The organism is Phormidium tenue FACHB-1050 (assembly GCF_014696925.1).
In the GTDB taxonomy this organism is placed as follows: Bacteria; Cyanobacteriota; Cyanobacteriia; order Pseudanabaenales; family Pseudanabaenaceae; genus Pseudanabaena.
In genome coordinates, this window is record NZ_JACJQY010000002.1 from 210037 (window position 1) to 225719 (window position 15683).

The window sequence follows — 15683 nt, forward strand, 5'->3', positions numbered from 1 at the left end:
CCTTTCAGAAATGCAACAATACAGTTTGTGTTGCATTTCTTGACTTCATTATGCAATGGATTTCAGGGTTAGTTTATCGAGGTATTTTATAGACTGATAAATTCATTGAATCAATAGAATGTACCATTAGGTAAAATCATTACAGATAGATCATCCTACTTTTGTTGTAACTACCATGGAAGTTTATCAAATCCGTGTATTTCTTGAAGTGGCTCGGCATTTAAGTTTTACGGAGGCATCTGATGTTTTAAACCTTACGCAACCAGCAGTTAGCGCTAAAATCAAATCTCTAGAAATGGAGTTGGGTACTCCATTATTTCATCGACTGGGGCGCAAAATCCAGCTTACAGATGTGGGAGAATTCCTTCTTGAAAATGGTCCTAAACTAATCGATCTAGAAAACGATTTATTGCAGGAAATTGAGCATATAAAAAAGGGTAAATCTGGAATAATTAAAATTGGTTGTACTTCAGAAATAGGTAATGGATGGCTGCCAACAAAACTATTTGCGTACCGACAAAAGTATCCAAATTTACAAATTCAATGTAATATTTTTGATTCTGTCGAGTTGTTATATCGGAGCATCATTAATAATGAGATTGATATTGGCTTCTCCGATATTAATTTTGCCGATGTTGCCGAAATTTCTTCGATCTCAATTGCATCGATCCGCTACTCGCTGTTTGTGTCTGCTCATCACCCCCTCGCCCACAAAAAGTGGCTTAGCCTTAGCGATTTAAAGCATCATCCTTGGGTGTTAATGAATTCTGAAGCCCCTAGCCGTAAGGTTTTGGAATCACGCTTGACAGAAATTGGGCTATCTCTTAGCGATTTTTCTAATGTGGAAACCGTAGACACATCAAGCCTCATGCGAACCTATATGACTCAAGGAGCATATTTGGGCTTTGCTTCTAATTTGGAATTTCAGTTGGAATGTCAAGCGGGAAATTTGGTCGCGATTTCTTTGCAAGAATTTGCTTTGTCAGGCAGTATCTTTTTGCTAACTCCTAAGGGAATTAACGAGATTAATGACTTAAATGATCATAAATTACCTAAATTGTCACGGGGGACTGTAGATCTCACACCTACACAAAAATTAGTAAAATTACTTCAAGAACATCAACATCAACAAGTAGATGTCAATACTAATGTTAATAATGCGATGCAAATGCGATCACCTAGTTTTGCACTACGTACCGCTAATAGCAATCGACCTGAAACGCTCACCCTCTCGATTGGTATTCAAAATGGCACAATTCCCTCGGTGACGGCAGGATTAATTATTCAGCGTTTGCAGTTGCTGTCTCATTTTTTACCCAAAGATGGTCGCTACAGTGGCATCCAGTTTCAGATTGAATGGCAAAATTTTGCGACGGGTTCACCAATTGTGACGGGGCTAGATTCTGGAACATTGAATATTGGCATTTTGGGGGACTATCCATTACTACTGAGTGCTTTGCCAAATCCTGAGACAGCGCAGTACAACACTCGTTTAGTCAGCTTTGTGTCTAGTAATCCCGATGGTTCTGGCAATGCCTTCATCGTGCCACATCAATCAAAAGTAGAAACAATCGCCGATTTGCGGGGGCAAAATATTGCTGTGCCATTACGGTCTTCGGCACATGGCATGGTGATGAGATCGCTCCAAGCGGCAAACCTACTGGATCAGGTGGAACTCATCTCCCTTGAGCATATCCAAGCGATTCGGGGCTTTAACTTTCCCCTGCATTTAGCCGATAGCTATGCTCATTTCGCACCTTTCCATGATGTCGCTTGCCGTTGTGGAAAATTTCGCTATCTCGCTGATGGCAATCTCGATATTCTGCCATCCTTTTATGGTGTTGTTGTTAATCATGACCTTGCCGATCGCTATCCTGAAGTGGTGATTGCCTATTTACAATCCCTTAAGGCTGCCCAATATTGGTATGACAATACGCCTTCGGCTCCTGCTCAGGTTGCCCAATGGACTCGTTTAGACCTAGATTTAGTAACCGAGATCCTCAATGGTTCTTACCAGCCCGAACAAACGGCTCGTTTCTTTTCGGAAACTGTAATTCGTCCCGACTGGCTGAAACTACACATTGACCACTTGAGCAAGATTCCTAATAACGAAAACCTCACCAAAATTAATCTTGATCGCTGGATTCAGCCAGAATTTCTTAAGCAAACCTACCACTCTTGATAGTAAGGAAATGACAGAGCTTCGCGCTATCATTTCCTTACTATTTTAAGTCTGTAATACCAATTCTCGAAACTGTTGTCACACTTTTGTGAATTAAAAGCCAAACCCAGTAAGGGTTTTAAAAACATAAAATGGTATAGCCATTTTGTGTTTTGGTATAATTGAATATACTGCTCTTGTTGTTATCAAGAAATGAAAAACAGACACTTTGCTCCCCTGTTTTTATGTAAGAACGATATAGCGATCGCGATCGACTTTTAACCATCCTTCATCTTGTAATAACTTCATGGCTCTAGTGACTGTGACACGGGTGCTGCTAATGGCACTAGCAAGGTGCTGGTGCGTAAAACGTACAGTCAGGCGAGTTCCACCATCAACAGGAATGCCAACTTCCTGCTTGAGCAGAAGTAGGATTTGGCGGAGACGCTCTTCTACCCGTTTGTTACTAACTAGCGCTAGCATAGCTTCCGTTTGCTGAAGACGACGATTGAGATGTTGCAAAATGCCATGATAAAGTTGCGGCGATTGTTCTAGCTCAATCAAGGTAAACTGTATCAAATCAACATCTGATAATGAAATCGCTTGATAAGGTTCTAGATTAGTTAATGGTAAGCCAAAGGGCATAGCTTGCATTGCTAAGCCAACCAAAACTTCATCACCTGATGGATGCAAGGTATTTAGTTGCACAACACCACGACAAACCACCCAAACTTCATGAGGATACATGGGAATAATTTGTCCCCTCTTGTAAGTGTGCATGGTGTGACCACGATAAATTTCTTCGAGCGATCGCCGCCAATCGGTTATAGAATTTGTGTAATTAAGATCAAAGCTTGAAAACGTATATGCCATAAAATCGTAAGGTACAAATAGACCTGTGGGGGTATAAGCTCAAGAAGTCTTTTAGTCCAATCTAGGACTATCAACTATTTTAGATTGGAAGCCTTAAAGGTTACTCTGAGTATAGATTTTAGTAATTCTATCCATTGTTTCCCAACAGAGTTAATATTCAAATTAGCCAATTAATCTTCAAATGCCATACTTTTTAAAGTCTCCTCACGAATCAGGTCGAATACATGACGATTGAGTTGCATAAATTCGGGAGTGAGCATTAAATCGACATGGCGGGGACGTTCTAGATCAATATTAACCATCGTTTTAATATGTCCAGGATTAACCCCCATCACAAAAATGCGATCGCTTAAAAATACAGCTTCCTCAATATCATGGGTCACAAACACCACCGTAGATTTTAAATCTTGCCAAATATCTAGCAATAGCTCCTGCATCATGTGACGGGTTTGGGCATCTAGGGCGGCAAAAGGCTCATCCATCAGCAATACCGAAGGCGAATTGACCAAGGCACGAATGATACTCGCTCTTTGTTGCATCCCCCCCGACATCTGATAGGGAAAGGCATGGCGATATTTGGACAAGCCCACTCGATTTAAATAGTAATCAACAAGTTCTTTGCGTTCATCTTTAGGTACACCCCGCACCTTCAGCCCAAATTCCACATTTTGGAAGGTTGTTTTCCAAGGTAAGAGCGAATATTGCTGAAATACAAAACCGCGATCAGCTCCTGGTTTAGTAATCCTTTGGTAATCAACTAACACATTACCCACAGAAGGTTTTATAAATCCTGCGATCGTATTCAAGATCGTTGATTTACCACAGCCAGAAGGACCTAGCAGACAAATAAATTCCCCAGGTTGAATCGTAAAGTTGACATTATCTAAAACCGAAGTAAATACTCCCTTGCGGCGAAAACCTACCGATAGATTCTCAACCTCTACTAATCCTTTAACCTGCGATCGCAGATTATTTTCGAGCAACTTTGCCATCAACGTAAATCCTTACTATATATCAGTTACAAAAAACTTGAAACAAAATTAAATCCTTAATACTAAGCAGTTTTCTTTTTGGTAACGCGCCAAGGCATCAGCAAATGAATTAAACGCTCAACTAAACAAGAACTAAGAGAACCCATCAAACCAATCATCAACATACCCATCACAATTGGTGGATAGTTGGAGGTAACGTAGGATTCCCAAGTAATATAACCAATGCCATAACGACCTGCCAAAATCTCCGCCGTTACCAAGCAAAACCAGCAGTTCCCCATGCCGATGACTAAACCACTGGCAATACTAGGCATCGCCCCTGGCACAACAATATCTTTAAACACATACCATTGTCCTGCCCCTAAACATTGACCAACCCGTAATAGCAGCATATCCACTCCTTCTACTCCCTTGATCGTACTAATCAAAATCGGGAAAAATGCACCGATAAAAGTAATGTAAATCATGCCCGACTCAGCGTCAGGAAACATGAGAATTGCTAAGGGAATCCAAGCTACCGCAGGAATCGGACGTAGTAATTCTAATGGCAGAAATACGAGATCCTCCAATTTCTGAAACCAACCAATCAAAATTCCTAAACCCACTCCTAAAATAGTGGCAAAGAAATAACCAGCCAAGACCCTAATCACACTGGACTGGATATGAATCATGGCATTGGTCGAGAAAAACTTGACTGTTGCTTCTGATACTTCTATCGGTGATGGTAGGAAGGAAAAGTTAATCCAGAAATTAAACTTCACCATACAGAGGATTTGCCAAATGCCAAAAAATAGAATAATTGATAGGATTCTTCTGAACAGTTGATTACGTTTGCGTGCTGAAAATGGCTCTTTTGAAACATCCGATGAGCGCCCGAACAAACTTTTGATGGACATGCTAAAACTGTTCCAAAATTCCATAGATAGCGATTGCTCAGAAGGTATGTTAGACATCGATCATCTCCACAAAATAGGTTAATTGAGATGAGTATGTAACGAACCTTGTACGTTACATACTCATAAATTTAGAAGCAAGCCTAATATAAACATCACCAAGTTTCTGTTCCGCTGTAGCAGATTATTAGAGCGCGTTAAAGGTGAGAACTTGAGCGCCCCCTTGACTTGCTGCATAGGCTTGAGCATCCTTTTCGGTCAGGAATGCAGCGATATCATCACCTTTACGCACAAAGAAGGAATTTGCAGCTAGTAATTTCCAGCCTTTGTTGAAATCATGCACAAACACAGTGCTTTTGGTTTGTTTGCCTTCAGCCTTCAGTTTTGACACCGCCGTTACCATATTTTTGATAGAAGCGAAGTTTCTAATCTTCTCTTCACCATCAACCCAAACCTGTGCCGCCAGCTTCGGCTCAGTAATTGCTTGCTTGGTTTCTGCATCTTCACCAGAAATTGGGAACTTTTCTGCCTTGGCAATCATTTCGTCATAGTTCAGCCCCATCTCTTTGGCAGCAAGTTTTAAGTAGCTGTCATCGGCGAGTTTTGTGATTTCCGCAGCATCAACTTTGGCATCTAATCTGCCTAATTGCTTGAGGGTATTGACGCTGTTAGTTAAAGCTTCTAAATGGATAGGAAGAATTGCAGGACTGACTTGCTGTAAGCCGTTGGGGCCAAGGAACATATAGACGGCTTCTTTCTCCACACTCGTCCACTTTTCCATTTTTGCCGCGATCGCTTCAGGCTGTTCACGCACCATTTGATTAGCTTCCAAGAGAGCCTTTAGATAGGCAACAACTAGTTCAGGATGCTCTTTAGCAAAGTCGGAACGTACTACGACACCGTGAAATGTGGGTACTCCCAACTCAGCACCATCAAAGATCTTACGGGCAAAACCGCGTAGAGGAAATAGCTCGCCAAAGGGAACAAAGTTGGCATGGGCATCAATCTGATTTGTCTTCAAGCTTGTGCCACCAACTTCAGGCGCTTGACTGATTAGTTTTACTTCAGTCTCAGGATTAATGCCTTCCTTCTTTAAAGCCCTCAACAACATACCATGCGCTGCCGAGCCAAAAGGAACAGAGACTTGCTTTCCTCTTAAATCCGCAATGCTCTTGATCGGACTATCTTTGGGAACCATGACCGCATTACCCGCTCCAGTTGCACCATAGGATAGGGTAGCAATATAAATACTATTAACTCCAGCACCTTTGTCTCTGAATGTATTCATATTGATGGTTAAGGGAAAGTCCCCCATCATGCCAATGTCAACTTGATTAGCTAACATCTTGTTATTGATTGGTGGTCCAGATGTATGACTTGACCATTCAATTTTATATTCGACATTCTGATATTTACCTGTCTTTGGTAAATGTTTCTCCAGAAGCTTTTCTTCGCGAATAATTGGACCGCCTGTTGCCGTATTAATCGTTTGATCTTGAGTCGCAATGGCAATCCGAATTACTTTCTTATCACCTGAAGGACTAGATGGACTAGAAGGATTACCAACAACAGTACTGCTACAAGCAGTTATCAAACTCAAAGAAAATAATGAGATAGAAAATAAAAATCTTCTACGAGAGGGTAGCTTTACATTCATAACAAACACTCTTGTATTTCTTTCTTCTCTATTAATTCAGTATGACCATGCCCTATCTGTAAATGTAGATACAAATCCTATTCTACAAGGGTTTTGACGTATAAGAGAATTCATTTGACTCATAAAATAAATTTGTGAGTCGCTCAAACTGTTATCCTAATTACTAAATTTAGATACTATTGTCTATTGATTTTAATAGTCAAAACTCTAGAGGGGATTTGTAAATTATTGTTTACCAAGCTAATCAAAAGTAAGTTCACTATTCTAGTGATGTCAATGATGAGTTACTAGATTACAACTCTGTTCTTTTTTCTTTTTCTCAAATAGTGTGAAGAGATTGTTTGAGAAGTTAAGCGAGTCCTGTCAAAAGAATCTGAATCTTGCTGACACAGAAAGCTGAAGTTTTTAGTTGATGAGTTTTGCGCCCACTTTATGCTAGTATCACTAAGGCAAAAAATACGGCTTTGGAGTTTTGATTCGCTCAATGAATACAGAAATTGCAGAAGATTTATTCACTCAAGGTTTAGAACGCTACAAACAAGGTGAATCTGCGGCGACCTTAATTCCTGTGTTTGAAAAAGTATGCGATCGTCAGCCCAAAGTTGCTAGCGGCTGGATTTGTCTATCTTGGTTATATTTGCTAGACAACAACGCCAAACTTGCAGTCAAAGCAGCCCAGAAAGCCGTCAAAATTGCCCCAGAAGATCCTCAAGGACATATTAATCTGGCGATCGCAATGTTAGAGCTATCCCAGAAGGGTGTGCGTGAGCAAGTTGAAGCTGCTCAAAACTGGTTAATGATTTTGAAAGATATTAAGCCAGAAATTGTTGAGAATTTTGAAGAAGGTTTGCGCCGCCGTCCAGACTGGAAAGCTCTTGAAAAGGTTAGAGATTGGGTACTGAGTTAATCGACAACTAGTGTTTTCTTGTTAATTTCTGTTTATTGTCAATATTTGTGAATGGCGATTTAGGGGATTTAATAGATAACTTTATCTAACATTACAGAACTTCATAACTACTGCTTTTATGTCAGAAAAACTTAACAAAGGATTTTTGTCAAGAGTGTTAGGCTACCTAAATATAAATAACTAAAGTTGCTAATTTTTTAATTACAGCTAAAGTGTCAATTTTTTATTTAAAAGGAAGTTAATAAAATGATCTTAGAAAACGTTAGAGTAAAGCCCGATACCCGCAACCACAAAGGCTTCTTTGTTCTAGAGGCTTCCTACAAACTGGTTAATATTGACGGGAATGGCTGGGCTTTGATTTGTTTGGATGACTATGCTTGTCATTACGTCGATCCTGATGATCTGAAGTTGCCTAGAGGCTGGAAAAAAACAACTAGTAATGAAGTTGTGAACTCTTAGCGATCGCCTTCTTGAGTTTTCCTCTATGCTTGACTGTGAAGATCGATCAACTAATGATTTAAATAAACCAAATTTTAAATAAAAAAGAGCAAACCTAGGTTTGCTCTTTTTTATTTAAAATTTAGAACAAATCCAAACCTAAAATCAAGAAGCGGTGCAAAGCGCTGCTTCTTTTAGCTGTCGCCATTCTTGAACCCAAAAGATGAGTGGCAACGCGAAGCGCCGCCACTCATCTTTTGGGTTTTATGTCCTAGGCAAAACTTACATTACTATACCAATTCACGAAAATGTAGCAACACTTTTGTGAATTGAAAACCAAACCCAGTAAGGGTTTTCAAAACACAAAATGGCTACGCCATTTTGTGTTTTGGTATTAATTTACTAAGTCAAACAAAAAGCAGATGAATGCTTGACGCTCATCTGCTTTTTTGTCGAAATATTAAAAATCCAAAAGTAGAATGAAATGCCACTTCTGGAAGATGTAATAAAAGAATTCAACAGTTAATATCTATATCAACAAAGAAAATCCCCATTTTTCAGTTACCTAAGTAACTATAAAAACCTTAAGTATATTTAATAAGACAACTAATCAAATATACTTACATGCATATTTACTCATACATAATTACCTTTTACAGCAATTTACAGATAAACCCTAAACTCTTCTAACTTTTTTACGATGAAAATCGTCTCTAGAAGATACAAGCGTTCATAAACATAAAATGCTGCAAAAGTGATACCAAAGAAATGAGATTTTTTGTTGCTCAGCAAGACTGATAAAAACTTATCTACATCCAGCGAGTGCAACTTCTCTCTCTTCGGGTGGCTTTAGGCTAGGGAACAAGAAGTGATTTTCTTCAACATACTGTGCTCCGAATAGTCCTTTTTCTGCCCAGAAGTATCGATCTGTTGTATGTTCGTTACGTCTTACAAGCAACAGTGCTGGAGGAAGAATGCCATGAGTATGGATGTACTTACGTGCAGCCGTCACAGGCTTATCCTCACCGCTATCGATACTAAATTGAGGAATATGTTCTAGGATTTTGCGCCCTTCTTGGCGACGTCTACTCTTCCGCTTACGTCTCCTTGCCAAATCAATACCTCCTAATTTAGACCCTGAAATGCGATCGGGATTACAAAAACATTGTTATTATAGCTAGGGTAAATAAGAAATTTCAACTTTTCTTTACAAATTTTTGTCAGTATCGTTTTTGTGTACCACAGCTTGATACAGTATTTGACCAATTTCCCGTAAGTAAATCTAAAAATATTGTTAATTTGCGGCAAAATGATTTAAAGCTTCAGCAAAATCTCGTACCCCCTTAAACTGTCGATACACTGAAGCAAATCTCACATAGGCAACTTCGCTAACATCTTGTAAATATTGCAACACCATTTCTCCAATTTCTACGCTTGATACTTGATGGCGATCGCGTACTTGTAGTTGCGCTTCGATTTCGTCAATGATTGATTCTAGTGCAGTTTGTGATACCCCTGTTTTCTCACATGCTCGAATCATGCCGCGCAAAAGCTTGGAGCGATCAAAGGATTCACTGGCTCCATCTCTTTTCAGCACTGTAATTGGTACAAACTCAATGCGTTCGTAGGTGGTAAACCGACGCTGACAATTAAGACATTCGCGCCTGCGTCGAATACTACAGCCTGCCTCTGCCGAACGAGATTCTAAAACGCGGCTATCGGTATGCTGACAAAACGGGCAGAGCATGACATATCTCAAAATGTAGTGTGTAACTATAGAGCGGTAGCAAAGCTTCACCCTATCTATATAACTGTAAATTATAGTGGGCAGCAATTACCTATAAAAAGCACAAGAGATTTTTTGAAAGCGTTGCAAAGTAACGCTTTCAAAAAATCTCTTGTTACAGGTTTGAGTAATACTGTCTTGCCAACCTCAAAGTATAGCTGTCGCCATTCTTGTTAGGACATAAAACCCAAATAGTGTGAGGCGGCGCTTCGCGCCGCCTCACACTATTTGGGTTTTGATTTGTCCTGATACAGATAGCTATAGATAGTAAAGCCCAAAGATTTTACCAATTCAAGAAAGTGTTGTCACACTTTCTTGAATTAAAAACTAGACCCAGTAAGGGTTTCCAAAACACAAAATAGCTACGCCATTTTGTGTTTTGGAATTAGTGGTGCGGCGCAAAGCGCCGCACCACCAGCAATTCTCATTATAAAAATCGGTTTTTTGAAAGCCCGCCGACGGCGGGCTTTCAAAAAACCGATTTAGTTGTTTCCAGCGCCTTCGACGCTGGAAACAACTAAATCGGTTTCATAATGAGAATTGCTGCCGCACCACTAATTCTTGGATGGGAAAGGAGTAATTGCGTTAGAATACAAAACGTTACAAAAATTGCATGATCTGCATAGGCTAAGTTTTTAGGTAATTATAAATATGGCGGTCAAACCAGATTGGTTGCGAGTAAAAGCCCCACAGTGGGAGCGCGTTGGCAATGTTAAAGAAGTCTTGCGCGACTTGGGGCTAAATACTGTTTGCGAGGAAGCATCTTGTCCAAACATCGGCGAATGCTTCAACCAAGGTACTGCCACATTTTTGATCATGGGGCCAGCATGTACTCGCGCTTGTCCTTATTGTGATATTGACTTTGAGAAAAAGCCTCAAGCTCTCGATCCGATGGAGCCAATTAATTTGGGTGAAGCAGTGCGACGGATGCAGCTTAAGCATGTCGTCGTTACTTCTGTTAACCGTGATGATCTGCCTGATGGTGGTGCTTACCAGTTTGTGCGATGCATTGAAGAAATCCGTAAGTTAATGCCACAAACTACTATAGAACTTCTCATTCCCGATCTTTGTGCTAATTGGGAAGCTTTAGAAACAATTTTGGCAGCACATCCCCATGTGCTTAATCACAATACAGAAACTGTACCAAGACTATATCGGAAAGTCCGCCCACAGGGAGAATATCAGCGTAGTTTGGAACTATTACGTCGCGCCCGTGAAATCGCACCTTGGGTCTATACTAAGTCAGGAATCATGGTAGGTATGAGTGAAACCCATGAAGAGGTTTTGGAAGTGATGCGTGATCTGAGAGCAGTAGATTGCGATATTATTACCATCGGTCAATATCTTCAACCTTCAGCGAAGCATTTAACTTTGCATGAATTCGTTACACCTGAGCAGTTTGAATCATGGAGAACTGCTGGGGAAGAGATGGGATTTTTACAAGTAGTATCTTCGCCGCTTACCCGTAGTTCGTATCATGCAGAACAAGTACAAGCATTAATGAAGTCGCATCCTAAAACCTAAGTAGTTAAGCATAAGTAAACTTATAGCTGTCGCCATTCTTGTTAGGACATAAAACCCAAATAGTGTGAGGCGGCGCTTCGTGCCGCCTCACACTATTTGGGTTTTGATTTATCCTGATACAGGTGGCTATAGCTATAAAACCAAGATTGCTGTGCCGCCCGCGTAGCGGGCGGCACAGCAATCTTGGTTTGGTTTACAACTATGCTTAACTACTTAGTTAATGGAGAATAACTAAGTCTTGGGGTTTAGGAGGCTGTGCTAAAAGCAGGCGAATTTTATCAGCCAGTTGCTTTAACTTAACAGGCTTGGTTAGATATTCATTAGCCCCTGCTTTTAGACATCTTTCGCGATCGCCTTCCATCGCTAGCGCAGTCAGGGCAATTATGGGAATCGTCGCAGTTTGAGCATCAACACGAATCAGACTAATCGCCTCTAGTCCATCCATCTTCGGCATTTGAATATCCATGACGATAATATCGGGGCTTTGATCTTTTGCCCTAGCAACTGCTTCTTCGCCATTTCTGGCGATCGCTATACGGTAATTGATTGCAGTCAGATAGGACTTGAATGTTTGGATATTTGCTTCGTTGTCTTCCGCAAGCAAAATAAGTGGCGCGACTTCATTATCAACATTTACCTTGATGGGCGATGAACTGCTTGCCACTAGCTCAGGGATGATCGCAGTACTAGACAACTCCATTTCATAGGGCAGAGCTACAGTGAAGCGACTACATTCTCCAACTACGCTCTCAGCGATTACCTGACCACCATGAAGTTCAACAATTTGCTTGACTAGAGCAAGTCCTAAACCAGTGCCTTCGTACTGACGGTTGAGACTGCTACTAACCTGTATAAAGGGCTGGAAGAGACGTTGCAAGTCTTCAGCGGCAATACCAATGCCAGTATCTAATACTTGAAATATGATCAGCGGCACATTCATTGTCCTGATCCGTTGCGGAATCACAGCTTCTCCTTGCCATGTATCACCTTGACCGAAGGCGACTAGAAGACTTATATGTCCTTCGCTAGGAGTAAATTTGACAGCATTGGTGAGCAGATTAATCAACACCTGTCTGATCCGACGCTCTTCGACCATGATATTGTTTACATTCTGGGGAATGCTACAGCCAATTTGTATTCTCTTTTGAAATGCTAGCTGTTTGACAAATACCAAACTGGAATTACAGAGATTTTGGACTGATACTAATTCAACATTGAGTTCCATCATTCCTGATGAGATTTTTGATAGATCGAGAATATCGTTAATCAGGGAGAGGAGATGCGTACCACTTGATTCCACTGTGCCGATCGCACTTAATTGCTTTTCGTTTAGTGTCCCCAGAAGTTGTTCTTTCAAAACCTCTGATAGTCCTAATATAGAGTTGAGAGGCGTGCGGAGTTCGTGGCTCATGTTGGCAAGAAACTCGTCCTTGAGCTTAGTAGCTTTAAGGAGTTCATCATTGACTCTGAGTAGTTCTGCTTCAGTTTGTTTGCGGATCAATAAATCAGCTTGAGTCTGCTGATAAAGATCCGCTTGTTGAACAGCGATCGCTAGTTGAATGGCTATTTGTTTTACGAAATCAATTTCCAGATCTTCCCATGTGCGAGGACTGTCACATTGATGAATGCATAGCAATCCCCATAATTTATCAGCCTTCAGCAAAGGAACGACTAGGTTAGCCCTTACTTGAAATTGTGACAAGACCTGAATATGGCAATCGCTTAGCCCTGCATTGTGAATATCACCAACAGCCTGTATTTTTCCTTGCTCATAGAATTTGGCATATTGCTCTCCAAAACAATGATCGTGGATTTTGACTGTCATCGCCGATATAAATTTAGGCAAGACAGATTCGGCTACGAATTCTCCATCATTAAATTTATTGTCAGGATAGAACTCGAAAATACCAACGCGATCCGCCTTCAGAAAGTTTCTAATTTCCTCCACAGCAGTCTGAAAAATAGTTTGGAGATCAAGAGTCCTCCTTATATTTTGGGTGATTTCTCGGATCACAACTTCTCTTTTTGCTTGCTTACGAATTAATCTTTCCGCTTGTTTAATTTCCTCAATATCAGTAATTGTGCCGATCGCTCCGATTACTTTGTTTTGATCATCTAGAACTCTCTCCCCGCGTGATAAAAACCAATGGGGCTTACCATCAGCATTCAGAAGACGATGTTCACAAGAGAACTCCGAAGTCTCTCCTTCTAAATGTATCTGAAATGTATTTCTAAAAAGTTCGCGATCGTCAGTATGAATATTCGTTAGCCAATCATCAAAAAGAATTGGGTTTTGGCAACTCTCATAGCCAAGCCATTCTCTAACCCCTCGCTCTAAAACAAATATACCTGTTTGGGTATCCCAATCCCATATCCATACTTTAGCCGCATTAGTGGCTAATTCATAGTGTTGAGCAATCTCTGCATATTTTCTCTCAGCAATATCCAACTCCAATTGTTTGTAATCTTTTACTTCCGCCAAGACTGAATCTAACGTCGATCCTAAAAAACCAATTTCGTTGTTAGGTAAAACTGGCAAAACAAATTTTTCCTGCTTTTCACTATCCGCGATCGCCAACTGAATCTTTGATAAAGGGCTAAGTACTAACTGGCGAATTAACCAACCCATAAATAGCAAAATTACTACGCCACTAAATGACATCGCTAAGATCGCCCATAAAGCATTTTTCAACGCTTCATTTTCCAATGCTTGGAGATCCATCGCTACGATCACCACGCCACGATATTTATTTGATTGTGATGGCTTTTGGGAAGGATTTTCCCTTAACTTATTAAATACAGTGCTACTAAAAGGCAAAAATTGAACTATGACTGGTTTGCCTTCTAAAACAGTATGCATATTTACTGCTATGCCATTACGAGATGCTTGCAGCAAAGAAGGAACAAACGTAGGGTGAATATCTGCATAGTCTATATTTGCCAATGTCAGATCTAGCCTACGACTGTGAGCAAGTAAATTACCCTGAGGATCAACTATTGATATCTCTACTACTGCTGGCAGAGTGGCATAGTTCTGGATAAGCCTTTCTAAGAGAAAGGTTTCATCGTCTTCAATCAACCCTTCACTAGCAAATTCAATCCCCTGAGTAATCGTTCTGGCGCGTTGATGTATTTGCGTATCTAAATTAAATCTGAGAGACGCATAAATAATAGATAAAGCAGTAACTCCTATCACCGCTAGGGATAGACCAAACCCAAGCAGTAGTTGCTTAGAGATTCTTTGCTTAGGGGATTGAATGAGTTTTTTCATGATTATACAAAGCAGATATCTCAAAGATAGACAGAGAATTCGTGCACTTTATGGCAGCTTTCATGCCAATGATTTACAGGCAAGGGGCTTAAGCCCCTTGCTTAGTCAAATTTGGTGAAGCCATCTGTACATCACTTGACCAAAATCGTTATGTTTTACGACCCTGCCAATTAATACTAGCTTTTTTGACTGGCTCACCATTAATCTCTATATCGTTGCGAATATCTCGACCATGTCGAGGATCTGACAACAATAATTCACGGGTCTTTTGATAAGCATCTCGTAAGCGACCTCCTTCAAACATGCGCTGATTCATCTCTAGGTCACCTTTTTTCAGCCCTTTGTAGTCTTCAGCAAATGCTTCGGTTGTCATACCCAGTTGTTTGGCAACTGAGGCAAAGACTTCCTGTGGTTTAGTCTCCACCGCCGCGATCGCATCAAACCAAGTCTCAATAAAACGCACTAGCTCATCCTGTTTAGTGGTGATGAGACTAGCTCGGGTTGCTAAACCGTCTATCACCAGACTATCTACATCGGCTGTAGTGTAAATGACCTTACCTCCCACAGCTTTAGCAGTGCTTTGCATTAAAGGTTCCCATAGGGTAGCTGCACTGATCTCCCCTTTTTTAAGCATGTTTGCCGCACGTTCATTGATCACATCTAGAACTTCTACTTCTTCTGGTTTTATTTGATTTGCTTGAAGGGCTTCGAGTAAAACCAAATGCGAAACAGTACTGAATTTGGCACTAACTTTTTTGCCTTTTAAATCTTTTACGGACTTAATGTCGGGACTTGCCGCGATTCCATCGGAGCCAGCAGAAATATCAACAACCATCACAACGACAGGCTTTTCTTCAGAAGAATCAACCTGCATTACTTCTGGCAAAGGCACAAAGCTCACATCTTGACTACCACGCATCGTGGCGCGGATGTTATCTTGCTGATTGAGAAATTTAACAAACTCTACATCCAAACCATGCTTGCGAAACAGTCCTGCTTCTTTGGCATACAGAGCAATTTGATAACCAGCCCAACTATTTAGCCCTACCTTGAATGGTTTTAATGCTCCTGCTTGATTCAAACTACAGCCTTTGATGGCGATCGCTGTTAAGGAAGCTATCAGAATGATGACTACCACTCTAAAAAAATTATTTATTCTCACGATTTTTTGTTCCTAGCTA

At 40.6% G+C, this 15683-nt stretch carries 11 protein-coding genes and 1 pseudogene; 4 read left to right on the forward strand and 8 right to left on the reverse strand.

All coding sequences use genetic code 11. From position 1 onward, the window contains the following. The first annotated feature begins 175 nt into the window (after positions 1-175). A complete protein-coding gene (locus tag H6G05_RS02350) occupies positions 176-2182 on the forward strand; it encodes a LysR family transcriptional regulator (RefSeq protein WP_190575979.1) in 2007 nt (668 codons plus the stop codon). 222 nt (positions 2183-2404) lie between these two features. Here H6G05_RS02350 and H6G05_RS02355 read toward each other — a convergent pair whose 3' ends face one another. The 4 genes from H6G05_RS02355 to H6G05_RS02370 all read right to left on the reverse strand — a co-directional run bounded on the left by H6G05_RS02355 (position 2405) and on the right by H6G05_RS02370 (position 6576). Further along, a complete protein-coding gene (locus tag H6G05_RS02355) occupies positions 2405-3034 on the reverse strand; it encodes a Crp/Fnr family transcriptional regulator (protein WP_190575981.1) in 630 nt (209 codons plus the stop codon). 170 nt (positions 3035-3204) lie between these two features. Next, a complete protein-coding gene (locus tag H6G05_RS02360) occupies positions 3205-4026 on the reverse strand; it encodes an ABC transporter ATP-binding protein (protein ID WP_190575983.1) in 822 nt (273 codons plus the stop codon). Positions 4027-4088: 62 nt separating this feature from the next. Continuing rightward, positions 4089-4979 carry an ABC transporter permease gene (locus H6G05_RS02365; protein ID WP_190575985.1) on the reverse strand — a complete coding sequence of 297 codons (891 nt, stop codon included), beginning with the start codon at positions 4977-4979 and terminating at the stop codon, positions 4089-4091. 127 nt (positions 4980-5106) lie between these two features. Continuing rightward, positions 5107-6576: an ABC transporter substrate-binding protein gene (locus H6G05_RS02370; protein WP_190575987.1), complete on the reverse strand. Its 1470-nt coding sequence runs from the start codon at positions 6574-6576 to the stop codon at positions 5107-5109. Positions 6577-7060: 484 nt separating this feature from the next. Here H6G05_RS02370 and H6G05_RS02375 point away from each other — a divergent pair, with 484 nt between their 5' ends. Further along, entirely contained in the window at positions 7061-7483 is a 423-nt protein-coding gene (locus H6G05_RS02375) for a hypothetical protein (RefSeq protein ID WP_190575989.1), read from the forward strand. 246 nt (positions 7484-7729) lie between these two features. After that, positions 7730-7942, forward strand: coding sequence for a hypothetical protein (locus tag H6G05_RS02380; protein ID WP_190575991.1), 213 nt, complete (start codon positions 7730-7732; stop codon positions 7940-7942). A gap of 784 nt (positions 7943-8726) precedes the next feature. Here H6G05_RS02380 and H6G05_RS02385 read toward each other — a convergent pair. Then, positions 8727-9035 carry a DUF3155 domain-containing protein gene (locus H6G05_RS02385; RefSeq protein WP_040689531.1) on the reverse strand — a complete coding sequence of 103 codons (309 nt, stop codon included), beginning with the start codon at positions 9033-9035 and terminating at the stop codon, positions 8727-8729. 195 nt (positions 9036-9230) lie between these two features. Further along, positions 9231-9668 (reverse strand): annotated as a pseudogene (nrdR, locus tag H6G05_RS02390) (transcriptional regulator NrdR); the annotation flags it as partial. A 690-nt stretch (positions 9669-10358) separates the two neighbouring features. On the opposite strand from nrdR, the gene lipA reads away from it, so the two are divergent. Continuing rightward, positions 10359-11231 carry a lipoyl synthase gene (gene lipA / locus H6G05_RS02395; protein ID WP_190575994.1) on the forward strand — a complete coding sequence of 291 codons (873 nt, stop codon included), beginning with the start codon at positions 10359-10361 and terminating at the stop codon, positions 11229-11231. 217 nt (positions 11232-11448) lie between these two features. Here lipA and H6G05_RS02400 read toward each other — a convergent pair whose 3' ends face one another. Next, positions 11449-14502 carry a hybrid sensor histidine kinase/response regulator gene (locus H6G05_RS02400; protein WP_190575996.1) on the reverse strand — a complete coding sequence of 1018 codons (3054 nt, stop codon included), beginning with the start codon at positions 14500-14502 and terminating at the stop codon, positions 11449-11451. Between the two features lie 148 nt (positions 14503-14650). Then, the gene (locus H6G05_RS02405; RefSeq protein ID WP_190575998.1) at positions 14651-15664 is read right to left on the reverse strand and encodes an ABC transporter substrate-binding protein; all 1014 of its coding nucleotides are present in this window, start codon (positions 15662-15664) and stop codon (positions 14651-14653) included. Positions 15665-15683: the final 19 nt, after the last annotated feature.